Here is a 25,735-nt window from a genome sequence, read left to right as displayed (position 1 = left end):
TAACCTCGCCGCACTCATTCATACATTGGGGGGGGAATATCTTGGATACTCTAAGTGGTGCCGTCACCGTCTTTGTCGCCTGCGCGATCGGCGTGATCATCGCGGGCGTGAATTTGGCGAAGTACGGAGATGAACTGGCCGAGAAAACCGGCTGGGGAAAACTCTGGGTAGGAACCGTGCTGGTGGCCGTCTCAACGTCGCTTCCAGAACTCACAATCAACGTCTCGTCCGTGTGGATCGAGAATGCGCCCGGCATTGCCCTGGGCAACGTCTTCGGGGCGAACATGATGAACGTGTTCGTCATCGCCATCGTGGCGCTGCTGTTTGGCATCCGCAACCTGTTCGGTGGCCACGGCAAAGAAACCGACATTCTCGTGAAAGCCGGCATCGTGATTGTCGCAACAGCCCTGCTGCTGGCCGCCTGGGGTGATATGAAGCTTGGCCCCACCAGTGTGGGCGCCATTGTGATTGTCCTCGTGTACTACTTCGGCATGAAGAAGGTCTACACCGCCAGCAAGGCCAGCGCCGCAGCAGAAGAGGCTGATGGCAGCGCAGAGCGCGGTAGCCCCGCCAAGGCCTGGGTGGGCTTTATCGTGGCCTCTACTGCAGTGATCATTGCGGGCAAGTTCCTGGCCGAGAGTGCCAATGCGATTGCCACCATCACCGGCCTCGGTGCAGGGTTCGTGGGCGTGCTGCTGGTCTCCATGGTCACCACCCTCCCGGAGGGTTCGGTAACCCTTGCCGCTGCCATGCGCAAGTCATACGGCATGGCCATGGGCAACGTCTACGGCAGCTGCTTTTTCAACGTGTTTATTCTGTCCATCTCCGACTTCTTCATGCCAGCCGGCACAACCATCCTCGGGGCCATGGAGCCCTCGCACTTTGTGGCGGGTGTGGGTGCACTCGGCCTGATGACCATCGGTTTCATGGCCATGAAGAGCGCGGAGACGCCGTCGATGACCACGGCAAAGATGCTGACACCCGCTGTGCCAGTGATCTATGTGGCACTGATGTATGTCATCTACACCATGGGCTGATCAGTCATCGGCAGTAGAAACAAGAAGGGCGCCTGCAGTGCAGGCGCCCTTCTTTTATGGGCAAGCCGCAGTGAACGAACAGTGGTTCTAGAGCGCCACGGAGTATTTCACACCCAACAGCCAATTGCGGGGTGCGCCGGGCTCGTAGTACCGTCCAGCCTCCTGGTCTCCAATAGTGGAAGCGGCATAGAGTTTGTCGGTCAGATTGTCGACTCGAAGGTAGCCTGTCACGAATCCATGGCCCAGCGGCTTGTTCGCACTCAGACTCAAGTTAGCCAGGTTGTATCGGGAGGTCTTCTCGGTATTGTCCGAGCGGACATAGACCTCGCCGACCGAGATCAACTCCAGGGTCGACTGAAATACAGGAACATTCTTCTTGGCCATCTCCGTGCTCCGATAGCGAAGCTCAATCCGGGTGCGATCGCTTGGAGTGTTGGGGAGCTTATTACCCTTGCGTATGACGGTTGGATCGGACGAAGTCCGGATTTCGTCATTCTGTCTATACGTGGCGTCAATCAAGGTGAAGCCCACAGCCGAGGAGAAGTTCCTGCTCCAGCGCCACTGCCCCCCGAGCTCTAAGCCCTTGCGCTCCGTATTGACGTTCTGCCACGAAGCCGCAAATGAGCTGAGGAACTCAGGGACGATGTCATTCTTTGTACGAGTAAGAAAAACGCTGGCTGTCAGAAAACCGCTCTGAGAGCGCCGAAACTTCCAACCCGCCTCAAGTTGTCGTGAGCTCGCAGGATCCAGGCCATAGAACTTATTCTCAGTGCATGTGGTAGGGGTAGGGGGATTGCAAGTGATTGGTGTGTAGAGTACCTCGTTCAGTGTCGGCGTCTCGAAGGACTGGCCGAAATTTATATAGAGGTTCTGCACAGGGCTCAGGTGTCGCACAAGTCCGATGACTGGACTGACTCCGGTGTAGGTTCGGCTTCCTGATCCGATAACGCCGGTAGGGAAATAATCCTTTACCTGCAGCTTGACCTGCGTGAGTCTTACGCCCGTAGTGACTGTATTTGCGTCGCTCAAGAACCAGTCGCCTCTCGCGAAAATCCCGAAATTAGTTGCCAAGTTATCTTCATTGCGACTTAGGTCCCCCGTAGCCACACCAACAGTATTCGTTCTCTGCTTTCGATCGTCGGTCACCTGGTCAAGCTCAGCACCAAAAGTCAACCGACCATCTAACCCGAGAGCAGCCACTGGTTGCTGGTGATCTGCGCCAAGCCCTCCTTGAATCCTATTGATTAAGAGATACGTGGTACCGCTTCCAGGGTTGTCAAGATCTCGAGTTGCAAGATAGGCTCGAACCGAAGTCAACCCACTTCCTTGAGTTCCCACCTCGTGGACAAAACCAGCGATTGTCTGAACGAAGTTCTTGCCCGCTCTATTGCTGACGTTGGCTGAATAAGCCGCGTAAGGTGCACTTCGAAAGCTGCTCTGATCACGACTTCCCGGATCTTCCGACTTCTTCTGGTCCAATGCATTCAGAATGAAGGTGGTCTTGGAGCCCTCGCCCTTCTTCACGAGCTTGGTGTTGATGTGGTGCCGCTCGGCTGCGCTGTATTGTCTGAATCCCTCTGAGGACAACGCCCCGTAGTCAAAAACCAGCCCATAGTCACCACGGGTCTCTGAATACTGAATAGACGATCGGTAAAGTTCATCTGAACCGGCATAGCCCGTCACCGTGAGTTCGGGTTTCTCGGATGGATCTCGCGTGAACGCCTGAATAACACCGCCGCTGGCGTTGCCGTAAAGCGCTGCCAGTGGGCCACGAAGCACCTCGATGCGCGAGGTTGACGAAGCAGCAAACTGAGACGTCTGGCCCTGGCCATCGGGCAGGCTCTGGGGAAGGCCATCCACCATCAGCCGCACACCGCGCACGCCAAACGGCGCACGCGACCCAAAACCCCGAATCGAGATCTGAAGATCCTGGGCGTAGTTATTTCGATTGGCGACATTGATCCCAGGCACCAAGCCGAGCGACTCACTGATGTTGATCTGAGGGCCAGACGCCTCGATCCGCTCCCGATTCACGGAGTCGATGGACCCAGGCGCATCAAAGATTGTCTGCTCAGAGCGGCTCGCGGTCACCACCGTCTCGTCTAGCAGAGTGTCTGCTCGGGCGGGTGACGAGAGAGCAGAAAGCACTGCAGCTGCAACAATGGTGAGGGGGAAAACATCTCTTCTCATGGTCTCAGAACCCAAGTGAACGGTTGTAAGGCAAATGAACTCTGGATGGCCCTTACAAGGGGGTACTGCCCCGGGACAACTACTTCAGGGCCATGATCAACTTGGCCATGCGCTCTGCGTCTGCATTCGATACATGGGGCTGCGGGGGCATCATGTCGGCGCCCCACACGCCAGAGCCTCCAGCCTTGATTTTGACTGCCAACTCTTGAACGGCCGAAGGCTTTCCAGCGTACTTGGCGGCGATCTCCTGAAGGATCGGGCCGTACTTGCGCTTGTCAATGGCATGACAGGCCAGGCAGTTGTTTCGCTGGAGCAGCACCTTCAATTCCTCGGTGTCTGCATAAACGGCATGAGATGGAATTGCCGCAACCATACCAACAGCAAGAGCCAGAGCAACATTACGCATTTCTATTCTCCATAAAAAACGCGCTGCATCGCTGCAGCGCGTTCTTCTTCAGACCCAATCAGTTGGGTGTTACACGGTAGATCATGCCACCGCCCTCGTCAGCGACATAGAGCGCACCGTCAGGCCCGAGCGAGACATGACGGAAACGACCTGCAAAGGTCGGCCACTGAACTTCCTCACGCTTGGCCGTTTTGCCGTCCTTGGAGATGTCCAGAATGTCGATCCGGTTTCCTGTCGGGGTGCCGTGAATGCCGATACCAGCATAGCCAACCGCTAGACGACCTTCCCACTCCTTCCACTGCTTGCCGACAAGGAAGACGCTGCCGCACATACCCTGGGAGAGCCCGTTGTTGTTCCAAGCGGGTGTCATGGCCTTCGGATAGGCCTTGGTGTCCGTCATGGACATGAACTCGGCCCGCTTCTTTGGCTCCATCGCGCCCATTTGGTTGGGCGAGTAGCCGCAGTAGTTGTCTGGGCACTCGGGGCGGCCATTCACGTTGCCACGTGGATCCCAGCCACCGTTGCCACCGTTGGCGAGCTTGGTGACTTCATCGCTGTGCCACGGGCCATTCTCAGAGATGTAAGGCTCATTCGTGCCCGGACGGAAGGCAATGCCCTGTGGGTTGCGGAACCCATAAGCAAAGATGCGTTTGTCGAAGCCAGCAGGTGGATTATTCCCAGCTGCCGGCTTGCCATCCCGATCCACCCGAAGGACCTTACCCCGAATCTCGGTGGGGCTCTGTGGGCCTGGACCACTGTGGTTGTCACCGGTTGTGACATAGAGAAAGCCATCGCCCGGATTAAAGCGAAGACGACCCCCGTTGTGGGCACCAGGGCCGCCAAAGGGATGGTTTGATGCCTTGGGCTTGTAGCCGATGTCATTGATGATCTCAACGATGTCCGAGACCGACTTGAGATCGGCACTGACCTTCATCCGCATCACGATGTTGTTGTAACCACCGTAGGTGCGGTTAGCGCCCTTGGAACTCGAATACAGATAAACAAAACGGTTCTTGTCGAATTCTGGGTCGACCGCAACCCCCTGGACCCCTGCCTGGCCATCGCAGAAGAGATCATTCTTCGTTTGCGAGTAGCCCTTGCTTCCGCCCACACCCAAAAGGCGATTGACACCACCGGCCGGAAGGCGAACAGACAAACCCTTGCACTTCTCGGTGAAGAACATTGTGTTGTCTTTTAAGAACGCCATGTCCCATGGCGACTCTGTCTGCAGAAAGTTTTCTGCCTTGACCGACAAGGCATATGCGGTGCCGGTACCTAGCAGGGATGCCGCCGCCAGCATATACCCAGCAATTGAAACGCCTGATTTCCTCATGATGTCCCCTTGGATCGTTGTTTTTACGGAGTTAACCGTATCAACACGCTATGAGACATCTCTTTGCAATTGAACTGGTGAATACCCGTAAATGGCGGAAGCGGTGAGATTCGAACTCACGGAAGGGTCGCCCCTTCGCCGGTTTTCAAGACCGGTGCATTCAACCGCTCTGCCACGCTTCCACGGCTCTTAGTGTAGCAAGAGGCTAGGCGAGGCATCCTCGGGCCGCGATGGGCCAGACGTCCTTCACCAAACCCTCCTGGAGCACCACAAGGTGGTCGTAGAGGTTCACGGTGGGGTCGCAATGACCGGGGGAAATGCGGACGACATCCCCGAGCGCCACTGCTGCACCCGCATCCACCTCCAGGACACCATGCTCATCGGATGCCTTCACGTACCGCGCCCCCGACACACCAACCAACTCGGGCAGGCCGGAGTCGACACTAAAGGCTTTCAGGCCGGCATCGACCACGGCCCGCTGGGCAGTGGGCTGGCTCATGACGGTTGCCGCCACAAACAACGACTGCTCAAAGGCCGGCATGGAGCTGCCCTCGAGCCGATTGCGTCGGTAGTCGACGTCCATGAATACAAACGAGCCTGGCTGCAGTTCGTTGTAGACCCCGGAGGCCGCTTCCAACAAGTAACTGCCCGTGCCCGCGCCAGTGATCGTCTTGCAGACCACCCCCTGCTGGGCCAGGGCATCTCGAATGCGGGCCATCTTGGCCGATGCTGCGGAGATGGCCGCAGCCCGCTCGTCAGCCGAACGAAAGTGCTGTGCGGCGCCGTGGTAGCCCTGCAGGCCCGAGAAGGACAGTCCTGGCAGACTCGACACCGTCATGGCCAGGGCAGCCGCAGCCTCCGCATCGGCCACACCGCAGCGGCCCTGACCAACATCCACCTCCACCAGCACCTGAAGCACCAGCCCGGCCTGCACAGCAGCCGTCGATAAGGCCGCCGCCTGGCGCGGGTCGTCCACACAGCAGGCAAGACGCGGGACTCGCCGGGCCAAGCCCAGGTAACGCCGCAGCTTGGCCTCACCCACGAACTCGTTGGCCACCAGAATGTCCTCAATGCCGTGGTCTGCGAAGACCTCTGCCTCGCTCACCTTCTGACAACAGATGCCTACAGCCCCCTTGGCCACCAATCGGCGGGCCAGCTCGGGGCATTTGTGGCTCTTTGCGTGCGGACGAACCGCGCCTGGGAAGTCCCGAAGCGATTCAAATAAACGGTCGACATTGCGCTCAAAGGCATCGAGGTCGAGGGTGAGGCAAGGCGTGTCGAGCTCACGCAGGGCATGGCCCACCGAGGCCGGTACTGGGCTGGTCATGGTCGATCCGACTCCTTCTTCTCACGCACCTCCACATCGATGACATCATCATCGGGCGGGGCCGAGGGCCTGCCCGATGACGAGGCACCACCCGACGGCGGAGGCCGTTGCTGCTCACGTCGGCCCTGCACGCCTCGGCCGCCCCCCACCTGAACACGCATGAGGCGCTGCCCCGTGGCCACGGCCAACAAAAAAGTTACAAAAGACACGGCCAGGCCGGCTGCCACGCCCATCCAATAGCCAGAGATATGAAAGCCCGTGACAAGCTCGGCCACCACCAGAAGCACCAGGCCATTGAGCAGGGGGATGGCCAGGCCCAGGCTCATCACAATGAAGGGCAGGCTTAGGAGCATGAGCAAGGGCTTCAAGGTGAGGTTCACCAGGGTGAGCACGAGCGCGCTGACTGCAACGCTAGCGAAGCCATCAAACCAGATGCTGTCGAAGATGGCATCGGTGATCCAGAGCGCCACGGCTGCGCTGATCCACATCCAGCCCAGCCGCACGACCGTGAGCTGCGAGAACATGGCTAGGCCGCGTCCTGCCAATGCGGAACAAATGCACCCGATCTCATCTGCGAGAGCCAGAATGCTGCGGAGAGCGTTTTGGCGTCGGTGACCTCACCCGCCTGGATGCGTGCAAAGAGATCGTCAATGCCAACCTCGACCACCTCCAGGCACTCGCCTGCCTCACGCGCGCTGGCACCAGCCACCAGATCGGTGGCCATAAAGAGATGAATCACCTCGGTGGAGTATGAGATGACGGGGTGCATGGGCCCCAGGGGTGCCCAACGCCCAGCACGGTATCCCGTCTCCTCCTGAAGCTCGCGCTGAGCCGCCTGTAACGGGGGCTCGCCAGCATCGAGCTTGCCTGCGGGAAACTCCAAAAAACTGCGGTTCAGGGGATAACGCCATTGGCGCTCCATGAGGACACGGCCAGGTCCGATGAGGGGAACGATGGCCGCCGCGCCCTGGTGGATCGTGTACTCCCGAATGCATGCATGGCCGTCGGCTGCCGTGGCCACATCGCGATGAATTTTCAGCAGCACCCCCTCATAGACGAGGTCTCCAGACTGCCGTGCCTCAGAGAGGCCGGGGCTGGGCTCCCCGGGCATTGGAAGAGGCCGGGGATCCGGCAGGCTCATGAGCCGCTGGGCCGACGCCGAAGGTGCCGCCAGACAAACGAGGGATACGCCAGCACCAGGAAGAGCAGAAAGGTGATGGCGTAGAAGTTCCAGGTCTGTGTGTGCACCCGACCGACCGCGCCCTCCAGCGCAAAGCCAATGAGCAGCATGAGCCCATAGCCCACGAGCAGCTCCAGTAGCCGAAAGAAGAATGGCTTGGGCCCACGCACCAGGACACCAAAGCGTCGCTCCGTGAGGAATGGCAGGCTGGCCAAGGCAAGGCCAATCAATAGCCAAAGCATGGCTGCAGAGTTAACGTTCATGTACCGAGAGACACCCGTATGGCCTGAACACACCAGGCCATGAGCGGGCCTGGCAGCACACCCAGTAGCAGCACAGCAATGCCATTGGCCGAAAGAAGCGAACGCTGGACCTGGCAAATGCTGGGCACCGGATGCTCTCGCACCGGCTCATCAAAGAACATCACCTTGACAATCCGCAGGTAAAAGAAGGCGCCGATGAGGGAGGTCATCACGGCGTAGATGGCCAGCCCGACATAGCCTGCCATCACGGCGGATTCAAGCACCGCAAGCTTTGCGTAAAAGCCCACCGTGGGCGGAATGCCCGCCAGGGAGAACACGACAATGAGCATGATCCAGGCGAGGTCTGGGCGCGTCTTGGCGAGCCCCTTGAAGTCATCCAAGGTGTCGAACTCAAATCCCTTAGAGGACGCCAGAAGGATCACACCAAAACTTCCCAAGGTGGTGAGTGCGTAGGTGACCACATAGAACATCGAGGCGCCATAGGCATTCACCGCGCCATCGGTGCGCTCGCCCAGCACGCCCGAGGCAATCGCCAGGAGCATAAAGCCCATGTGCGCGATCGTGGAGTAGGCCAGAATGCGCTTGAGATTGGTCTGCACGAGCGCCACCAGGTTGCCCACCAGCAGCGAGAGCACGCAAAGCACCAGCAGCATCTGCTGCCAATCCACCGCCACACCGATCAGGCCAGAGACCAGCAGGCGAATGGTGATGGCAAAGGCTGCAAACTTCGGCGCTGCACCAATGAGCAGCGCCGTGGCCGTCGGGGCGCCCTGGTAGACATCGGGCACCCACATGTGGAAGGGCACCACCCCCAGCTTGAAGGCGAGGCCGGCCACCAGAAACACGGTGCCAAAGACCATCACGAGCCGGTCGGCTGACCCAGCCGCAAGCTTGTCTTGGATGGTGGTGATCTCGAGGCTGCCCGTCGCACCGTAGATCATGGACATGCCGTAGAGCAGGAAGCCCGAGGCCAGGGCGCCGAGCACGAAGTACTTCATGGCCGCCTCGGTCGACAAGGCATTGTCGCGGCGCAGCGCCACCGCCGCATAGAGCGACAGGGACAGCAACTCCACCCCCATGTAAATCGTGAGGAGGTGATTGGCTGAGATCATGACAAAGCCGCCAAGAAGGGCAAAGAGCGCGAAGAGGTGGAACTCACCACTGCCCATGGCCTGATCGGCCAGGGTTCGTCGCGCATAAATGAGGGTGACTGCCGTGGCAAGGGCTGCACCGGCCTTCAGGAATGCGCCCATCGGGTCGACCACCACAAGGCCGTTCATGCCCACCGTCGGTGTGAGACTGCCGATCTCGACGGCCTGCCATGCAGCCAGCAGCAAGAGGCCCAGCACACTGGTGATGTGCACCGCCTGCTCACGGAGCTTGGAGAAGAGGTCGAGCAGCATGACCAACGAGAGCAGCAGCAGCAGTGCAATCTCGACAGCAATGGTGGAGAAGTTCAGCGTGGCCGCAGTCATGGCGTGACCCCCACAGGAAGCTTGGAAACAGCCACATGGGCCAGGAGTGCCTCCACCGAGGTGGTCATGCGGTCGGTAAACGGCGCGGGCCAGACACCCATGAGCAGCACCAAGAAGGCCACGGCCATGAGCATTCCAAACTCTCGCCCATTGACATCCTTCAGGGCATCGACGTGGTCGTTGGCCACCTCACCGAAGATCACCCGCTTGATCATCCAGAGCGTATAGGCGGCACCAAGAATGAGGGCTGTTGCAGCCAGCAGCCCAACCCAGAAGTCGAACTGAACCGCCGCGAGAATCACCATGAACTCGCCGATGAAGCCACTCGTGGCCGGCAGGCCGGCATTGGCCATGCCGAAGAAGACAAAGAGTGCAGCGAACTTCGGCATTCGGTTGATGACACCGCCGTAGTCAGCAATCCGCCGAGTGTGCATCCGGTCGTAGAGCACCCCAATGCACAAAAACATGGCTCCCGAGACAAACCCGTGCGACACCATCTGAACAATGCCACCCACCACACCGAGCGAGGAAAAGATGAAGAATCCGAGGGTGACAAAGCCCATGTGGGCAATGGATGAATAGGCCACCAGCTTCTTCATGTCCTCCTGAACCAAGGCCACCAGCCCGATGTACACCACCGCCACCAGCGAGAGGGCAATCATGAGGCCTGCGAGCTCGTGGGAGGCATCCGGTGCAATGGGAAGCGAGAACCTCAAGAAGCCGTAGGCCCCAAGCTTGAGCATGATGGCCGCCAGCACCACAGAGCCCCCAGTGGGCGCCTCGACGTGGGCGTCCGGCAACCATGTGTGAACCGGCCACATGGGAACCTTCACCGCAAAGGCAATGAGAAATGCCGAGAAGATGGCGATCTGGGTGGGCAGGTCGAGTGGCAGCTGATGCCAGGCGGGAATCTCGAAGCTTCCGCTTTGACTGTAGAGGTAGATGATGGCCACCAGCGTGAGCAGAGACCCCAGCAGGGTGTAGAGAAAAAACTTGAAGGCCGCATAGACCCGACGCGGCCCGCCCCACATGCCGATGATGAGGTACATCGGAATGAGCGTGGCCTCAAAAAAGATGTAGAAAAGGATGCCATCGAGGGCCGCAAACACGCCGATCATCAGCCCCGAGAGCATGAGGAATGCGCCCATGTACTGGGCGATGCGGTCCTCGATGACCTCCCAGGCGGCCACCACCACAAAAATGGTGATCAGCGCTGTGAGTGGGATGAACCAGAGCGAGATGCCGTCGATGCCCAGGAAATACTGAATGTTGAATCGAGCGATCCAGCCCGTCTGCTCCACAAACTGAAAGCCCTTCTGTGAGAGGTCGAAGCCAGCAATCAGGGGTAGCGTCACCAGAAAGCCAATCACAGAGGCCGCCAAGGCCACCCGGCGCACGAGAAGTTGCCCCGCCTGACTGACCTCTTTCTTGCCCAAATAGAGAATCGCCATCCCCGCAAGAATGGGAAACCAGATCGAGATGGAGAGCCAGGGCAGGCCGGCGGAGGTCATGGTTTGCATGGTGTTCATTTGGGCATGGTCACGGGCCCCACCGACAAGGGTGCGAACCACCAGAGCAGCAAGGCAACGCCGAGGATCATCGCGATGGCGTAGTGATAGAGAAAGCCTGTCTGGCCGAGCCGCAGAATGGAAGCAAAGACCGCCACGAGCCGCGCCGAACCGTTGACAAAGAATCCATCGATGATGGCCTGATCCGCACGACGCCACAGGCCAGTGCCGAGTCCGTGGGCACCGCCAGCAAAGACACGCTGGTTAAAGGCATCCATGAAGTACTTCTCCTCGAGCAGGCGATGCAGCCAGCCAAACTGCCGTGCAATGCTGGCTGGCACGGCAGGTAGCCAGAGATAGAACACGGCGGCCAAGGCCACTCCCGACACCGCAAGCCAGAACGGCCAGGTCTCCACAGAATGTAAGGCCAGTGCAGTGGCCGACTTGAAGTAGGCGCCAAGGGTTGCCATGGCGGGATGCGATGGGTCGACCACGATCACGCCATTAAAGAAGTCGCTCACCAGGAAGGTCTCGATGAGCAGGTGCCCCGCCAACACGGAGGGCACTGCAAGCGCAATGAGTGGCAAGGTCACCACCCACGGCGATTCATGTGGCTCACCACCATGGCCGTGGTGATCATGCCCGTGGCCTGCATCGGCCCAGCGGGGCCGCCCGTGAAACACCAAGAAGAACATGCGGAAGCTGTAGAAGGCCGTGACAAAGACGCCCATCAGCAGCATGACGTAGATCACCGGTGCCGCAATGAGGTTCGATGCCCTCACCGCCTCGATGATCATGTCCTTCGAATAGAAGCCCGCAAAGAACGGCGCACCGATGAGCGCAAGGGAGCCCAGCAATGACACCACATAGGTGATGGGCATCTTCCTCCACAGCCCCCCCATGCGACGCATGTCCTGCTCATGGTGCATGCCGATAATGACCGAGCCGGCCGCCAGAAACAGCAAGGCCTTGAAGAATGCATGGGTGAGCAGGTGAAAGACCGCAACGGAGTAAGCCGAGGCACCCAGCGCCACGGTCATGTATCCCAACTGAGAGAGCGTGGAGTAGGCCACGACCCGTTTGATGTCGTTTTGAACAATGCCCAGAAAGCCCATGAAGAGCGCCGTGATGCCGCCGATGATCATCACAAACGAGAGTGCGATGTCGGAGAGCTCAAAGAGCGGAGACATGCGGGCCACCATGAAGATGCCCGCGGTGACCATGGTGGCCGCGTGGATGAGCGCAGAAATGGGCGTGGGGCCCTCCATGGAGTCTGGAAGCCAGACATGCAAGGGGAACTGGGCCGACTTGCCCATGGCGCCGATGAAGAGACAGATGCAGGCCACCGCCAAGAGCGGCCAGACCTCGCCAGGGATGAGCTCAATGGTGTCGCCTGCCATGGCACTGGCCGCAGCAAATGCCTCGGTGTAGCCGAGGCTGCCCGTGTAGGCCACCACAAGCCCGATGCCGAGGATGAACCCGAAGTCACCCACACGATTGACCAGGAAGGCCTTCATATTGGCGAAGATGGCCGTGGGCTTCTTGTACCAAAAACCGATGAGCAGATAGGACACCAGACCCACCGCTTCCCAGCCAAAAAAGAGCTGGAGGAAATTGTTGCTCATGACCAGCATGAGCATGCTGAACGTGAATAAGGAGATGTAGCTAAAGAACCGCTGATAGCCGTCGTCATCTTCCATGTAGCCAATGGTGTAGATGTGGACCATGAGCGAGACCGACGTGACGACCACCATCATCGTGGCGGTGAGGCTGTCGATGAGGAAGCCAATTTCCATCTTGAGGCTGCCCACCGTGGCCCAGGTGTAGACCGCGCCATTGAATGTGTTGCCCTCGAGGACATCCTGCAATACAACCAAAGACGCAACCAGAGAAATGGCCACGCCCAGAATGGTGATTCGATGGCTGTTCACACGGCCCAGGGCCTTGCCGAAGAAGCCCGCCAGAATGGCGCCCACGAGCGGGGACAGCGCAGCAATGAGGTAGACGGACATCATGGTCTAACCCCTCAGCCCATCGAGCTGCTCCACCTCGACCGTCTTCAAGTTTCTAAAGAGCACCACCAGAATGGCCAGGCCAATGGCAGACTCGGCCGCCGCCACCGTGAGAATGAAGAACACGAAGACCTGGCCCGCAAGATCGCCAAGGTAGTGTGAGAAGGCAATGAAATTGAGGTTGACCGCCAACAGCATAAGCTCGATGGCCATGAGCAGGACAATCAAATTCTTACGATTCATAAAGATGCCAATCACGCTCAGGGCAAACAGAATGGCGCCAAGAATGAGGTAGTGGGCCAGCGTGATCACTGTGGCCTCCCGTCTTTGAACTGAACCATCCGCAGGCGGTCTTGGGCGCGCACCTTGACCTGCTCGCCCGGGTCTTGATGCCGACTGTCCTTGCGTCGGCGCAGTGTCAGGGCAATGGCCGCCACGATTGCGACGAGCAGCACCACCGCGGCAATCTGGAAGGCAAAGAAATAATCGGTGTAGAGAATCTTCCCGAGGGCCTTGGTGTTGCTGACCTCCGTGACCACGGGGGCTGCGGCCTCTGGCACCTGAAAACTTCGGAAAAGAATTGCGCCCATCTCAAAGACGATGAGAAGCCCAACGGGCAGGGCCACTCGAAGGTTCGCCCAGAAGCCCTTGCGAATCTTGTCGAGGTCGAGATCGACCATCATCACCACGAACAAAAAGAGCACCATCACAGCGCCGACATAGACCAGCACCAGCGTGATGGCCAAGAACTCCGCACGCAGCAGTAGCCAAAGGGCTGCCGCAGAGCAGAACGAGAGCACCAGGTACAGGGCGGCATGCACGGGGTTTCTCGCAGTGATGACCTTTGCCGCAGCAAAGACCAGGATGGCTGCAAAGGCATAGAAGTAACCAGCGGTCGACTCATGCATGATGAGGGGCCTTATCGAAAACGGGCATCGGCCTCACGCGCCTTTGCAATCTCTGGTTCATAACGGTCGCCCACGGCCAGCAGCATGTCTTTTGTGAAGTAGAGGTCGCCTCGTTTCTCACCGTGGTATTCGTGGATGTTGGTCTCGACGATGGAGTCGACCGGGCAGCTCTCCTCGCAGAACCCACAGAAGATGCACTTGGTGAGGTCGATATCGTAGCGGGTGGTTCGACGGCTGCCATCGTCCCTGACCTCTGACTCGATGGTGATGGCCTTCGCAGGGCAGACGGCCTCGCACAGCTTGCAGGCAATGCAACGCTCCTCGCCGTTGGGATACCGACGCAAGGCATGCAGGCCTCGGAACCGGGGAGACATGGGCGTCTTCTCTTCTGGATACTGGACGGTGATCTTGCGCGCGAAGAGGTTCTTGAGCGTCACGCCCATGCCGGCCAGCATCTCTAGGAGCAGAAAGGACTTCAGGAAGTGGGTGATGGAGGACATGTCGGTGCCTTCGGACTAACGAGCCCAAATGTTGAAAGGGGTCTGAATCCACACACCCACCACCACCAGCCAGACCAGCGTGACGGGGATGAAGATCTTCCAGCCCAGACGCATGATCTGGTCGTAGCGGTAGCGGGGGAACGAGGCGCGCATCCAAATGAACACGCTCACGACCAGGAATGTCTTTAAGCCCAGCCAGATCCATCCTGGAATGAAGGCCAAGGCGGCCACCGGTGCATCCCAGCCGCCCAGGAACATGAGGGCCGCCAGCGCGGAGATGAGGATCATGTTGGCATACTCGGCCAAGAAGAAGATGGCAAAGGCCATGCCCGAGTACTCGACCATATGGCCCGCCACGATCTCCGACTCTCCCTCCACCACATCGAAGGGATGGCGGTTCGTCTCGGCCACACCCGAGATGAAATACACCACGAAAATGGGCAACAAAGGCAGCCAGTTCCAGGAGAGGAAATTCAGGCCTGCCTCATGGAAGGTGCCCTGCTGCTGGCCCTGCACGATGTCGATGAGGTTGAGGCTTCCTGAGACCATGAGCACCACGACCACTGCAAATCCGATGGCCAGTTCATAGGACACCATCTGGGCCGATGCCCGCATGGCCGCAAGGAATGCGTACTTCGAATTCGAGGCCCAGCCGGCCAGAATGACGCCGTAGACCTCCATGGAGGTGATGGCCAGCAAGAGCAGCAGGCCAGCATTCACGTTGGCGAGTATGGTTTCGGGGCCAAACGGAATGACAGCCCAGGCAGCCAGGGCCGGCATGATGGTCATGACGGGGGCGAGCAGGTAGAGACCTTTGTTGGCCTGTGCCGGCAGGATGATCTCTTTGGTGAGCAGCTTGAGTGCATCGGCAATGGGCTGGAGCAGACCCAATGGACCCACCCGATTGGGACCGAGCCGCACATGCATCCAACCAATGAGCTTGCGCTCCCAGAGCGTGAGGTAGGCCACCATGCCAAGAATGGGCAGCACAATCAGGGCGATCTTGATGAGGCTATAGACGACAGGCCACGCCGGCCCTAGCAGGCTGCTGCCGAACTGAGAAAAAGACAGGATGGTGGACTCCAGCATCAGGCCACTCCCACCGCCACACGCTGCTTGGCGATCGAGACATTTAAGTGTCCGCCGGTCATGTTGATGGCTGCAAGGCCCGGATGCCCGAGGGGCACACGAACCACACCGCGGGCAAGGCCCGGGTCGGCCACGGGCAGCAACTGTACGCGATGGCCACCTGTTTCGAGGTTGAGCAGCATGTCGGCGCTGGCGCCAATGGCCACCATGTCTTCCGGGTGCATGGCAACCCGAGGAGCTGCAGATGAACGCGTCTCGAGCAATGGCGGGGACCGACGCGCGATGGGGTCGGACATGTAGATGGACATCTCTCCAATCCGCTCAAAGCCGCCCTGCCCGCCCGCAGCCGCCTCGCGAGGCAGACCCGTGACGGAGAGGGCCGGGAGGTCAGGCAGGATGTCGCCGGGGCTTGCCACTTTGAGAAGGCTTTGGAGGACTTCCTCGGAGGAGGCCTGGTCAAAGCCCGGCACGTCGAGCAGGTTGCCCAGCACGCGAAGGACTTTCCAGCCTGGCCGCGTGGCGCCCTGCGGGGGCACCGCCGCTTGGAACGACTGAAGGCGTCCTTCAAGATTCACGAAGCTGCCGGAGGTCTCGGTGTAGGGGGCGATCGGGAGCATCAGGCTTGCAACCGACTCCGCCGCAGAGCGGTAGGCGGTGAGCGCCACCACGCCAGAGATGTCTCGGGCGGCCTGAAGCGTCTGAACAGCCGCGGGTGCCATGGCAAGATCGAGCGAGGGCTCCAGGTGCACGAGCAGATAGGCCGCGTGTGTCTCATTGAATAGCTCTGCACCCCCCGGACCCCCGGACGTGGGCAGGGCGCCGGCGATGTAGCCACCAACGCCGTTGGCGCCCACCGGCAGCACCCCAAACCTGCAGCCCAGCGCCTGCGCAAGCGTCTGACACTTGTCGATGAGCAAGGAGGCCTGCGGATGGGCGAGCGCCGCCGCACCAAGAAAAATGGCTGCACGCTCACCACCATTGGGTGCAGACCGCAGCGAGGCCACCAGCCGAGCAGCAGCAGATGCATCGACGTTCGCATTGCTACTCGCCGCATGCAAAAGCTGATCGATCTCCGAGACCCAGGCCGATGGAGCGGCAACCGTCTGACTCGCCACGGGCATCAGCAATGGCTCGGCGTAGGCATGCAGCGTGTGCACATGCGCACCCCGACGGGCCGCCTGGCGCAGGCGTTGGGCCAGGAGCGGCAGCTCCGCGCGGAGCTGTGCGCCCACCACCAGAACCCGCTCAAGGCCGTTGACCTCCTCGAGGCGCATTCCCAAGGTGGGCACGCCGGAGACTCGAGAGTCGAAGCCCGGCTCCACCAACTGCGGCCGGAAGTCGACTGCATCGCTCTGCAGGCCTCGAATCAGCCGTGCAAGCAGACCCAGCTCTTCGAGTGTCGACATGGGCGAGGCGAATCCTCGAACCCGGTTCACCCCCCGGCCAGACGCCTGCCGAAGAATCTTGGCTGCCTCGGAGAGTGCCTCCGACCAGTCGATCTCATGCCACCGGCCGTCTGCCGTGCGGCGCATGGGAACCGTCAGACGATCTTCAGACGTGAGGCCCTCGTATGAGAAGCGATCGCGGTCGGAGATCCAGCACTCATTGACGGCCTCCTGTTCATAAGGAACGACGCGAAGTACCTTCGAACCCTTGGTTTGAAGGATGACATTGCTACCAATGCTGTCGTGGGGGCTGACCGAGCGGCGTCTGGCGAGCTCCCAGGTGCGGGCCTGGTAGCGGAAAGGCTTGCTCGTGAGCGCGCCCACGGGGCAGACATCGATCATGTTGCCGGAGAGCTCGCTCTCGACGGCACTGCCCACAAAGCTCATGATCTCGGAGTGCTCGCCGCGACCCGCCATGCCAAGTTCCATGACGCCGGCAATCTCTTGGCCAAAGCGGACACAGCGCGTGCAGTGAATGCAGCGAGACATCTCCTGGGCCGAGATGAGCGGGCCCATGGGCTTGTGGAAGACCACTCGCTTGCCCTCGGTGTAACGAGATGCGCTTGGGCCATAGCCCACGGCGAGGTCTTGCAACTGACACTCACCGCCTTGGTCGCAGATGGGACAGTCGAGGGGGTGGTTGATGAGCAGGAACTCCATGACACCCTTTTGCGCCTGCTTGGCCTTTTCACTGGCCGTGAAGACCTTCATGCCCGCGGCCACGGGAGTGGCACAGGCCGGGAGCGGCTTGGGCGCCTTCTCGACCTCGACCAGACACATGCGGCAATTGGCGGCGATCGACAGCTTCTTGTGATAACAGAAATGTGGAACATAGAGACCGAGCTTCGTGGCGGCATCCATGACCATGCTGCCCGCCGCAACCTCCACCCTCTTGCCATCAATCTCGAGTTCAATCATGGGGTCTGGCCTTCAGCGCTAGAGGTAGTCGGGCACCATGCAGCGCCCATGCGTGATGTGGTGTTCAAACTCATGCCGAAAGTGCTTGAGGAAGGCCCGCACCGGCATGGCGGCAGCATCGCCAAGCGCACAGATGGTTCGGCCCTGGATGTTGTCGGCCACGCGGTTGAGCTGGTCGAGATCCTCGAGGGTGCCCTTGCCCTCCTCCACACGCTTGACCATGCGCCAGAGCCAGCCCGTGCCCTCGCGGCAGGGTGTGCATTGGCCACAGGATTCCTCGTGATAGAAGTACGACAGCCTGAGCAGTGAACGCACCATGCATCGGGTCTCGTCCATCACAATGACCGCGCCCGAGCCGAGCATGGAGCCAGCCTTTGCAATGGAGTCGTAGTCCATGTCGGTGGCCATCATGATCTCGGCCGGCAGCACGGGCATGGAGGAGCCCCCGGGAATGACGGCCTTGAGCTTGCGGCCGTCTCGCATGCCCCCGGCCAGCTCGAGCAGCTTTGCAAAGGGTGTGCCCAGCGGGATCTCGTAGTTGCCCGGACGCTCCACATCGCCGGAGATGGAGAAGATCTTGGTGCCGCCATTGTTCGGGCGGCCCACCTCGAGGTAGGCCTGACCGCCATTGCGAATGATCCAAGGCACGGCCGAGAAGGTCTCGGTGTTGTTGATGGTGGTGGGCTTGCCGTAGAGACCATAGCTCGCGGGAAAGGGTGGCTTGAACCGAGGCTGCCCCTTCTTGCCCTCGAGAGATTCCAGCAGGGCCGTTTCTTCACCGCAGATGTAGGCGCCATAGCCATGGTGGGCATGCAGCTGAAAGGAAAAGCCACGGCCGAGGATGTTCTCGCCAAGGTAACCCGCCGCCCGGGCCTCATCCAGGGCCAACTCGAAACGCTCGTACTCGGCCCAGATCTCACCGTGAATGTAGTTGTAGCCCACCGTGATGCCCATGGCATAGGCCGCAATGGCCATGCCTTCGATCAGGATGTGCGGGTTGTAGCGAATGATGTCGCGGTCTTTGAAGGTGCCGGGCTCGCCCTCGTCGGAATTGCACACCAGGTACTTCTGCACGGGGAGCTTGGCCGGCATGAAGCTCCACTTCAGGCCTGTGGGGAAGCCCGCACCGCCGCGGCCCCGAAGGGCGGAGGTCTTGAGTTCTGCGATGACTTCCTCTTGAGTCATGCCCGGGCCACCGTCGGCTCCCAGAATCTTCTTGAGCGCAAGGTAGCCGCCCCTGGCCTCGTAGTCCTTGAGGTGCCAGGCCTCTGGTGTGAGGTCTGCGAGGATTTGGGGTGAGATGTGACGACCGTGGAAACAGGTGTCGATGAAGGGGATCTCGGGTGCACCCATCAGCGTTCTCCTTTTGTGGCCGCCCCGGCGCGAAGCTCCTCGATCAGGGCGTCGATCTTGTCGTTGGACATCCAGCTGCACATCTTGTGATTGTTCACGAGCATCACGGGGGAATCGCCACAGGCCCCAAGGCACTCCCCTTCTTGCAGGGTGAAGAGACCATCGGGCGTGGTACCACCAAAGCCCACGCCGAGCTTGTGCTGGAGGTAGGCTGCCGCATGATTGCCCGAGCGCAGGGCACAAGGCAGGTTCGTGCACAGGGTGAGCTTGTAGCAGCCCACCGGCTTGAGGTTGTACATGTTGTAAAAGGTGGCCACCTCGTGCACCGCCATGGGCGGCATCTCGAGGTAGGCGGCGATCTCGGCCTCGAGGTCTGGTGTGATCTGGCCGTGCTCCACCTGGGCAATTCGCAGGGCAGACATCACGGCCGACCGCTTCTGGTCGGACGGGTACTTCGTGAGCTCACGATCGATCTTGGCGTAAGACGCATCGGAGAGGAGACGCCGAGGCTGCTCGGTCAGGGGCATCTGCACGCTCATCGGTCGATTTCTCCGAAGACGATGTCCTGCGTGCCAATGATGGTGACGACGTCGGCAATCATGTGGCCACGGGACATCTCATCGAGCGCCTGAAGGTGTGCAAAGCCCGGGGCGCGGATCTTGAGCCGGTACGGCATGTTGGCACCGTCGGACACCAGGTAGATGCCGAACTCTCCCTTGGGGTGCTCGACGGCGCTGTAGCACTCACCCTCGGGGACATGAAACCCTTCAGTGAAGAGCTTGAAGTGGTGGATCAGCTCTTCCATGTTGGACTTCATGCTCACCCGGTCGGGCGGGGCCACCTTGTGGTTGTCGGTCATGACCGGGCCGGGATTCGCCCGCAGCCAGTCCACGCACTGCCGAATGATCTTGTTGCTCTCTCGCATCTCCGCCACTCGAACCAGGTAGCGGTCGTAGCTGTCGCCCTCCTTGCCAACGGGAATGTCGAAGGACATCTGGTCGTAGACCTCGTAGGGCTGGGTCTTGCGCAGATCCCAGGCAACGCCGGAGCCCCGAAGCATGGGACCGGTAAAGCCAAGGGCCTTGGCGCGCTCCGGCGAGACCACCCCAATGCCAACCAAACGCTGCTTCCAAATGCGGTTGTCAGTGAGCAGCGCCTCGTACTCGTCTACGCAGGCAGGGAAACGATTCGTGAAGTCTTCGATGAAGTCGAGCAGGCTGCCGTCGCGGTTGGCGTTCAGCCGGCGAATCTGAGATTTGCTGCGCAGCCGATTTTCTTCGTACTGGGGCATGGCATCGGGAAGATCGCGATAGACGCCACCGGGCCGATAGTAGGCGGCATGCAGACGGGCACCAGACACCGCCTCATAGCAGTCCATGAGGTCTTCCCGCTCGCGGAAGGCATAGAGGAAGACCGCCATGGCGCCAACGTCGAGGCCATGGGCGCCGATCCAGAGCAGGTGATTCAGGATTCGGGTGATCTCATCGAACATGACACGGATGTACTGGGCTCGAACGGGCGGAGTGACCCCGGTGAGCTTCTCGATGGCCATGACATAGGCATGCTCGTTGCACATCATCGAGACGTAGTCCAGGCGATCCATGTATGGAACGGACTGAAGGAAGGTCTTGGACTCTGCCAGCTTTTCGGTTCCGCGGTGCAGAAGGCCAATGTGCGGGTCGGCCCGCTGGACGACCTCGCCATCGAGTTCGAGCACCAGTCGGAGCACACCGTGGGCGGCCGGATGCTGGGGGCCGAAATTGAGGGTGTAGTTCTTAAGCTCGGCCATAGGTGTCCTCTCGAACCACGCGCGGTGTGATCTCACGAGGGTCGATGGTGACGGGCTGGTAGATCACCCGTTGCTGTGCAGGGTCGTAACGCATCTCCACATGGCCCGAGACTGGAAAATCCTTGCGGAATGGATGGCCAATGAAGCCGTAGTCGGTGAGGATTCGGCGCAGGTCTGAATGGCCCTCAAACAAGATTCCGAAGAGGTCGAACGCCTCGCGCTCGTACCAGTTCGCCGCCGGCCACACGCCCGTGAGGGACTCCACCGTGGGGAAGTCGTCGTTCTCGCAGAAGACGCGAAGTCGGAGGCGCTGGTTCTTGGCCACAGACAAAAGATGCGAGACCACGGCAAACCGGCGGCCAGACCATGGCGCATTTCGAAAGGATTGGTAGTCCATGCCACAGAGATCGACCAGGGTGTCGAAGGCCAGGTCTGGGTGGTCTCGAAGCGATTCGGCCGCGGCCAACAGGTTGGTGGGTCGCACCTCCAGGGTCACCTCACCAAGAGACACCGAAACCTTCTCGGCCAGCCCACCCAGCGCACCAACAACTGCGCTGGCCAGGGCGTCCTGGGCGGCGGCTGCAGCGGGCGTGTCTTTGGATTCCGGAGTGGCGGACATCTGTTGGGCTCTGTGCTTAGTCTCTGGCGATCGTGCTGGTGCGCTTGATCTTCTGCTGCAGTTGAATGATTCCGTAGAGCAGCGCCTCGGCCGTGGGCGGGCAGCCAGGAACATAAATGTCGACGGGCACGATGCGGTCGCAGCCTCTCACGACCGAATAGGAATAGTGGTAGTAGCCGCCTCCGTTGGCACAACTGCCCATGGAGAGTACCCAACGCGGCTCGGGCATTTGGTCATAGACCTTGCGAAGGGCGGGCGCCATCTTGTTGCAGAGGGTTCCCGCAACAATCATGAGATCGGACTGCCGGGGGCTCGGGCGAAAGACCACGCCAAAGCGGTCGAGGTCGTATCGAGAGGCGCCTGCATGCATCATCTCCACCGCACAGCAGGCAAGACCGAAGGTCATGGGCCAGAGCGAGCCAGTGCGCGTCCAGTTGATGACCTCGTCGGCCGTGGTCGTGATGAAGCCCTGCTTGAGTACGCCGTCGATCGCCATGTCTATTCCCAGTCGAGGGCGCCCTTCATCCATTCATAGATGAAGCCGAGCACCAGTATGGAGAGGAAGACCATCATCGACAAGAAGCCAAAGAGACCAATCTCTTGGAGGCTCACCGCCCAGGGAAAGAGAAATGCGATCTCGAGGTCGAAGAGGATGAACAGAATGGCCACCAGGTAGTAGCGCACATCGAACTGCATGCGGGCGTCTTCGAAGGCCTCGAAGCCGCACTCGTATGGGGAGAGTTTCTCGGAGTCGGGCTGGTTGGGACCGAGGAGCTTTCCGATGAGCATGGGACCCACGCCGACAGCAGCGCCCACCAGAATGAATAGCAGCACAGGCAGGTACTGCTCCAAACTCATACGTCCCCCTTGAAACGAAGCCCTTCGTTGGTGCCGACGGCGAGACTCGAACTCGCACAGCTTTCGCCACTACCCCCTCAAGATAGCGTGTCTACCAATTTCACCACGTCGGCATGACGACAACATTGACCTGCATCAACTTACTGAAAGCACCCCACTCACTGCTTGGGTATCGCTCCCGATGGCCCGCTTGGGACCGGCACCGTGCTGGGCTGGGCGGGGATCGTTGGATCGCCACCGGGCTGCTGGACCGCCCCCGGAATGGACTCCATGATACCGCCACTTGAACCCGAACGGGTGATGTCCTGGCTGGCCAGGAAGGACAGCGCAAGCGTGCTGGAGAAGAAAAGAACAGCCATGGCTGCCGTGAGGCGGGACAGGAAGTTCGCAGACCCAGTGGCGCCAAAAACCGACCCAGCACTGCCGGAGCCGAAGGCCGCGCCCATGTCTGCGCCCTTGCCTTGCTGCAGGAGCACCAGGACGATGATGGCCAGGGCGGAAAGCACCTGAAGCACGTTGAGCAGAGTGTCGAGCCAAGCCATGTTGAACGCCTATTTCAATTGAATGGATAAGGGGGATTGCCGCAGGGCACGGGCCTCTGCGGCAGCCAGAATGGTGGAGAAGGCCGTTGCATCGAGGGAAGCTCCACCGACCAGGCCACCATCGATGTCTTCCTCGGAAAACATGGCATCTGCGGTGGCTGCACCCAGGCTGCCACCGTAGAGAATTCGAACCTGCCCGGCTGCATCTGAGGAACGCGCAGCCAGCGCCCCCCGAATGGCCGCATGCATGGCCTGTGCATCGGCGGGCGACGCCTGCCGGCCGGTGCCAATGGCCCAGATAGGCTCGTATGCAAGCACCACCTTGGGCAGCGCATCGTCAGGGCAATTCACCAAGGCCGCGAGAACCTGCGCACAGACGTGGGCAACGGCCTCACCGGCATCGCGCTGAGAGAGGCTCTCTCCCACGCAGACCACCGGCGTGAGGCCACCTTCCAGCAGACAGGCCACCTTCTTGGCCACCTGGGCATCGGCCTCGCCGTGCCGGGCACGCCGCTCGGAATGGCCCACCAGAGAGAAGTGGACATCGAAGTCTCGGAGCATGTCGACGGAGATCTCACCTGTAAAGGCCCCCTGATGCTCATCGGAGACGTCCTGAGCACCCCACTGCAGCCCCCTGCCCTTGCATCGAACCGCGACCTGAAAGAGATAGGGCGCAGGCGCAGCAATGCCCGCATCGACATGGTCGGATGCCAGCACGGCCGCGGAATGCTCGAGAACAGCCGCCAGCAAGGCCTCATTGCGGACCATGTCGCCGTTCATTTTCCAGTTTCCAAGCACCAGTGGACGACGGTTCATGACAACAGTGTCTGGGCTGGCTTACTCGCCTGCTGGGGCCGCGGCCTCGGGGGAGGCTTCCATCGCCGCCTTCATCGACAGGCGCAGGCGGCCCTTCTCGTCGGCCTCGATCACCTTGACGCGAACCATCTGGCCTTCCTTGAGGTAATCGGAGACCTGATTGACGCGCTCGTTGGCAATCTGAGAGATGTGGAGCAGGCCATCCTTGCCGGGCAGAACAGAAACAATGGCACCAAACTCCAGCAGGCGCAGCACATTGCCCTCGTAGACCTTGCCCACCTCGACCTCGGCGGTAAGCTCCCCGATTCGCTTCATGGCGGCTCGGGCCGCGTCGCCCGTGGTCGCTGCGATGGTGATCGAGCCATCTTCCTTGATGTCGATGGTGGTGCCGGTCTCCTCGGTGATGGCGCGAATCGTTGCACCGCCCTTGCCGATGACGTCGCGGATGCGCTCCGGATTGATCTTCATGGTGTAGAGACGTGGGGCGAACTCGGAGAGCTCTGTTCGGGCGCCGCCCATGGCGGACTTCATCTTGCCAAGGATGTGCAGGCGTGCCTCGAGGGCCTGGGCCAGTGCAACCTGCATGATCTCTTTGGTGATGCCCTGGATCTTGATGTCCATCTGCAGGGCTGTGATGCCAATCTCGGAGCCAGCCACCTTGAAGTCCATGTCGCCGAGGTGGTCTTCATCGCCGAGGATGTCTGTGAGCACCGCAAAGCGACCCCCGTCTTTGATGAGGCCCATGGCGATGCCGGCCACGTGGGCCTTGAGCGGAACGCCCGCATCCATGAGAGCCAGGCAGCCACCGCAGACCGAGGCCATCGAGGATGAGCCGTTGGACTCTGTGATCTCACTGACCACCCGCATGGCGTATGCAAAATCCTCGGGCGCTGGGAGCACGGCCACCAATGCGCGCTTGGCCAAACGGCCATGACCGATCTCACGCCGCTTGGGGGTGCCGACTCGGCCTGTTTCACCGGTGGCATACGGGGGCATGTTGTAGTGGAGCATGAAGCGATCACGGTACTCGCCGCCCAGGGCGTCGATGATCTGCTCATCGCGGTTGGTTCCAAGTGTGGCCACCACCACAGCCTGGGTCTCACCACGCGTAAACAATGCGGAGCCATGGGCACGGGGGAGGACACCTGTACGAATCTCGATCGGCCGGACTGTGCGAGTGTCGCGGCCATCGATGCGCGCTTGGCCACTGAGGATCTGCCCACGGACCACAGCCGCCTCGAGACCAAAAAGCGTGTCGTTGATGGTGTTGCCGGAGGGCAGCGGCTGACCTGAGGCCTCGGCCTCCTGGGCCAGCGTGGTTTCCACGTGGCTGTAGATCTCCTTGAGACGCTGCGAGCGCTCCTGCTTGTTGCGAAGCAGATAGGCCTGCTTGAAGGACTCTTCGGCGAGCGCCTTGATGCGGCCAATGAGGGCCTCGTTCTGGGCCGCAGGCTTCCAATCCCACTCGGGCTTGCCAGCCTTTTCCACGAGCCGATTGATGGCACCGATGGCGTGGCGCATTTGCTCATGCCCAAACACCACCGCCCCCAGCATGACGTCTTCGGGGAGCTGGTCGGCCTCGGACTCCACCATGAGCACGGCCGCCTCGGTGCCCGCCACGACCAGGTCGAGACGGGAGGACTTCAGCTGAGTGGCCGTGGGGTTGAGCACGTACTGGTTGTTCACGTAGCCAACGCGTGCTGCACCAATGGGGCCATCGAACGGGACGCCAGAAATGGCCAGTGCAGCAGACGTGCCAATCATGGCCACGATGTCGGGGTCGACCTCTGGATTGAGGGACATCACGGTGCAGACCACCTGCACCTCGTTGTAGAAGCCTTCTGGAAAGAGCGGCCGAATGGGTCGGTCGATCAGTCGGGACGTGAGGGTCTCCTTCTCACTCGGGCGCCCTTCCCGCTTGAAAAATCCGCCTGGGATCTTGCCAGCGGCATAGGTCTTTTCTTGGTAATCGACGGTGAGCGGGAAAAAATCTTGGCCGGACTTGGCTGTTTTGGCGGCCACAACCGTGGCGAGTACAACGGTGTCTTCGACGTTGACGAGCACGGCGCCGCTGGCCTGACGGGCAATCTCACCCGTTTCAATGGTGACCGTCTGGGAGCCGTACTGGAAGGTTTCTTTGGCAATGTTGAACACGTTTGTTCCTTTA

General features: G+C 60.4%; 25 protein-coding genes and 2 tRNA genes. 1 reads left to right on the top strand and 26 read right to left on the bottom strand.

Features of this window, described 5'->3' with window-relative positions:
- Positions 1 to 41 precede the first annotated feature (41 nt).
- Positions 42 to 1,037, top strand: coding sequence for a sodium:calcium antiporter (locus AC8GDA_RS04925; RefSeq protein ID WP_506555434.1), 996 nt, complete (start codon positions 42 to 44; stop codon positions 1,035 to 1,037).
- A gap of 87 nt (positions 1,038 to 1,124) precedes the next feature.
- Here AC8GDA_RS04925 and AC8GDA_RS04920 read toward each other — a convergent pair whose 3' ends face one another.
- The 26 genes from AC8GDA_RS04920 to pnp form a co-directional block, all read right to left on the bottom strand.
- Positions 1,125 to 3,128 (bottom strand): TonB-dependent receptor family protein, encoded by a 2,004-nt coding sequence (locus AC8GDA_RS04920; RefSeq protein ID WP_506555433.1) that lies wholly within the window; start codon positions 3,126 to 3,128, stop codon positions 1,125 to 1,127.
- Positions 3,129 to 3,306: 178 nt separating this feature from the next.
- Positions 3,307 to 3,633, bottom strand: a complete 327-nt coding sequence (locus AC8GDA_RS04915) for a c-type cytochrome (RefSeq protein ID WP_506555432.1) — start codon at positions 3,631 to 3,633, stop codon at positions 3,307 to 3,309.
- 58 nt (positions 3,634 to 3,691) lie between these two features.
- Entirely contained in the window at positions 3,692 to 4,966 is a 1,275-nt protein-coding gene (locus AC8GDA_RS04910) for a PQQ-dependent sugar dehydrogenase (RefSeq protein ID WP_506555431.1), read from the bottom strand.
- 92 nt (positions 4,967 to 5,058) lie between these two features.
- Positions 5,059 to 5,148, bottom strand: a tRNA-Ser gene (locus AC8GDA_RS04905).
- A 23-nt stretch (positions 5,149 to 5,171) separates the two neighbouring features.
- Positions 5,172 to 6,293, bottom strand: a complete 1,122-nt coding sequence (locus tag AC8GDA_RS04900) for a DSD1 family PLP-dependent enzyme (RefSeq protein ID WP_506555430.1) — start codon at positions 6,291 to 6,293, stop codon at positions 5,172 to 5,174.
- Positions 6,290 to 6,817, bottom strand: coding sequence for a phage holin family protein (locus tag AC8GDA_RS04895; RefSeq protein ID WP_506555429.1), 528 nt, complete (start codon positions 6,815 to 6,817; stop codon positions 6,290 to 6,292). The genes AC8GDA_RS04900 and AC8GDA_RS04895 overlap by 4 nt, the downstream gene beginning before the upstream one ends.
- A 2-nt stretch (positions 6,818 to 6,819) precedes the next feature.
- Positions 6,820 to 7,434 (bottom strand): NUDIX domain-containing protein, encoded by a 615-nt coding sequence (locus tag AC8GDA_RS04890; protein ID WP_506555428.1) that lies wholly within the window; start codon positions 7,432 to 7,434, stop codon positions 6,820 to 6,822.
- A complete protein-coding gene (locus tag AC8GDA_RS04885; RefSeq protein WP_506555427.1) occupies positions 7,431 to 7,736 on the bottom strand; it encodes a DUF2818 family protein in 306 nt (101 codons plus the stop codon). Before AC8GDA_RS04885 ends, AC8GDA_RS04890 begins: the two co-directional genes overlap by 4 nt.
- Positions 7,733 to 9,211, bottom strand: coding sequence for an NADH-quinone oxidoreductase subunit NuoN (nuoN, locus tag AC8GDA_RS04880; protein ID WP_506555426.1), 1,479 nt, complete (start codon positions 9,209 to 9,211; stop codon positions 7,733 to 7,735). Before nuoN ends, AC8GDA_RS04885 begins: the two co-directional genes overlap by 4 nt.
- The gene (locus tag AC8GDA_RS04875) at positions 9,208 to 10,740 is read right to left on the bottom strand and encodes an NADH-quinone oxidoreductase subunit M (protein WP_506555425.1); all 1,533 of its coding nucleotides are present in this window, start codon (positions 10,738 to 10,740) and stop codon (positions 9,208 to 9,210) included. The genes nuoN and AC8GDA_RS04875 overlap by 4 nt, the downstream gene beginning before the upstream one ends.
- Entirely contained in the window at positions 10,737 to 12,734 is a 1,998-nt protein-coding gene (gene nuoL, locus AC8GDA_RS04870; protein ID WP_506555424.1) for an NADH-quinone oxidoreductase subunit L, read from the bottom strand. The genes AC8GDA_RS04875 and nuoL overlap by 4 nt, the downstream gene beginning before the upstream one ends.
- A gap of 3 nt (positions 12,735 to 12,737) precedes the next feature.
- A complete protein-coding gene (gene nuoK / locus AC8GDA_RS04865) occupies positions 12,738 to 13,043 on the bottom strand; it encodes an NADH-quinone oxidoreductase subunit NuoK (RefSeq protein WP_506555423.1) in 306 nt (101 codons plus the stop codon).
- On the bottom strand, positions 13,040 to 13,639 hold the full coding sequence (locus AC8GDA_RS04860; RefSeq protein WP_506555422.1) for an NADH-quinone oxidoreductase subunit J: 600 nt from the start codon (positions 13,637 to 13,639) through the stop codon (positions 13,040 to 13,042). The genes nuoK and AC8GDA_RS04860 overlap by 4 nt, the downstream gene beginning before the upstream one ends.
- An 11-nt stretch (positions 13,640 to 13,650) precedes the next feature.
- The gene (gene nuoI, locus AC8GDA_RS04855) at positions 13,651 to 14,139 is read right to left on the bottom strand and encodes an NADH-quinone oxidoreductase subunit NuoI (protein ID WP_506555421.1); all 489 of its coding nucleotides are present in this window, start codon (positions 14,137 to 14,139) and stop codon (positions 13,651 to 13,653) included.
- A 15-nt stretch (positions 14,140 to 14,154) separates the two neighbouring features.
- Complete coding sequence (gene nuoH, locus AC8GDA_RS04850) at positions 14,155 to 15,228, bottom strand: NADH-quinone oxidoreductase subunit NuoH (protein WP_506555420.1); 1,074 nt, start codon at positions 15,226 to 15,228, stop codon at positions 14,155 to 14,157.
- Positions 15,228 to 17,591 carry an NADH-quinone oxidoreductase subunit NuoG gene (gene nuoG, locus AC8GDA_RS04845; RefSeq protein ID WP_506555419.1) on the bottom strand — a complete coding sequence of 788 codons (2,364 nt, stop codon included), beginning with the start codon at positions 17,589 to 17,591 and terminating at the stop codon, positions 15,228 to 15,230. Before nuoG ends, nuoH begins: the two co-directional genes overlap by 1 nt.
- 18 nt (positions 17,592 to 17,609) lie before the next feature.
- Positions 17,610 to 18,944 (bottom strand): NADH-quinone oxidoreductase subunit NuoF, encoded by a 1,335-nt coding sequence (gene nuoF / locus AC8GDA_RS04840; RefSeq protein WP_506555418.1) that lies wholly within the window; start codon positions 18,942 to 18,944, stop codon positions 17,610 to 17,612.
- Complete coding sequence (gene nuoE, locus AC8GDA_RS04835; protein ID WP_506555417.1) at positions 18,944 to 19,483, bottom strand: NADH-quinone oxidoreductase subunit NuoE; 540 nt, start codon at positions 19,481 to 19,483, stop codon at positions 18,944 to 18,946. The genes nuoF and nuoE overlap by 1 nt, the downstream gene beginning before the upstream one ends.
- Complete coding sequence (locus AC8GDA_RS04830) at positions 19,480 to 20,733, bottom strand: NADH-quinone oxidoreductase subunit D (protein ID WP_506555416.1); 1,254 nt, start codon at positions 20,731 to 20,733, stop codon at positions 19,480 to 19,482. The genes nuoE and AC8GDA_RS04830 overlap by 4 nt, the downstream gene beginning before the upstream one ends.
- Entirely contained in the window at positions 20,720 to 21,352 is a 633-nt protein-coding gene (locus tag AC8GDA_RS04825; RefSeq protein WP_506555415.1) for an NADH-quinone oxidoreductase subunit C, read from the bottom strand. The genes AC8GDA_RS04830 and AC8GDA_RS04825 overlap by 14 nt, the downstream gene beginning before the upstream one ends.
- Before the next feature lie 16 nt (positions 21,353 to 21,368).
- Positions 21,369 to 21,848, bottom strand: coding sequence for a NuoB/complex I 20 kDa subunit family protein (locus tag AC8GDA_RS04820; protein ID WP_506555414.1), 480 nt, complete (start codon positions 21,846 to 21,848; stop codon positions 21,369 to 21,371).
- 2 nt (positions 21,849 to 21,850) lie between these two features.
- Positions 21,851 to 22,210, bottom strand: a complete 360-nt coding sequence (locus tag AC8GDA_RS04815; protein WP_506555413.1) for an NADH-quinone oxidoreductase subunit A — start codon at positions 22,208 to 22,210, stop codon at positions 21,851 to 21,853.
- Between the two features lie 28 nt (positions 22,211 to 22,238).
- A tRNA-Leu gene (locus AC8GDA_RS04810) sits at positions 22,239 to 22,323 on the bottom strand.
- A 45-nt stretch (positions 22,324 to 22,368) separates the two neighbouring features.
- Positions 22,369 to 22,752: a preprotein translocase subunit SecG gene (gene secG / locus AC8GDA_RS04805; RefSeq protein WP_506555412.1), complete on the bottom strand. Its 384-nt coding sequence runs from the start codon at positions 22,750 to 22,752 to the stop codon at positions 22,369 to 22,371.
- Positions 22,753 to 22,761: 9 nt separating this feature from the next.
- Positions 22,762 to 23,568, bottom strand: a complete 807-nt coding sequence (tpiA, locus tag AC8GDA_RS04800; protein WP_506555411.1) for a triose-phosphate isomerase — start codon at positions 23,566 to 23,568, stop codon at positions 22,762 to 22,764.
- A gap of 21 nt (positions 23,569 to 23,589) precedes the next feature.
- Complete coding sequence (gene pnp, locus AC8GDA_RS04795) at positions 23,590 to 25,722, bottom strand: polyribonucleotide nucleotidyltransferase (RefSeq protein WP_506555410.1); 2,133 nt, start codon at positions 25,720 to 25,722, stop codon at positions 23,590 to 23,592.
- Between the last annotated feature and the right edge of the window lie 13 nt (positions 25,723 to 25,735).

Origin of the sequence: Hahnella aquatica (SeqCode) (assembly GCF_965194505.1) — a bacterium.
Classification (GTDB): domain Bacteria; phylum Pseudomonadota; class Gammaproteobacteria; order Burkholderiales; family Burkholderiaceae_A; genus Hahnella; species Hahnella aquatica.
The sequence above is the reverse complement of the archived record's forward strand: the minus strand, read 5'-3'. Positions and strand labels throughout refer to the sequence as shown.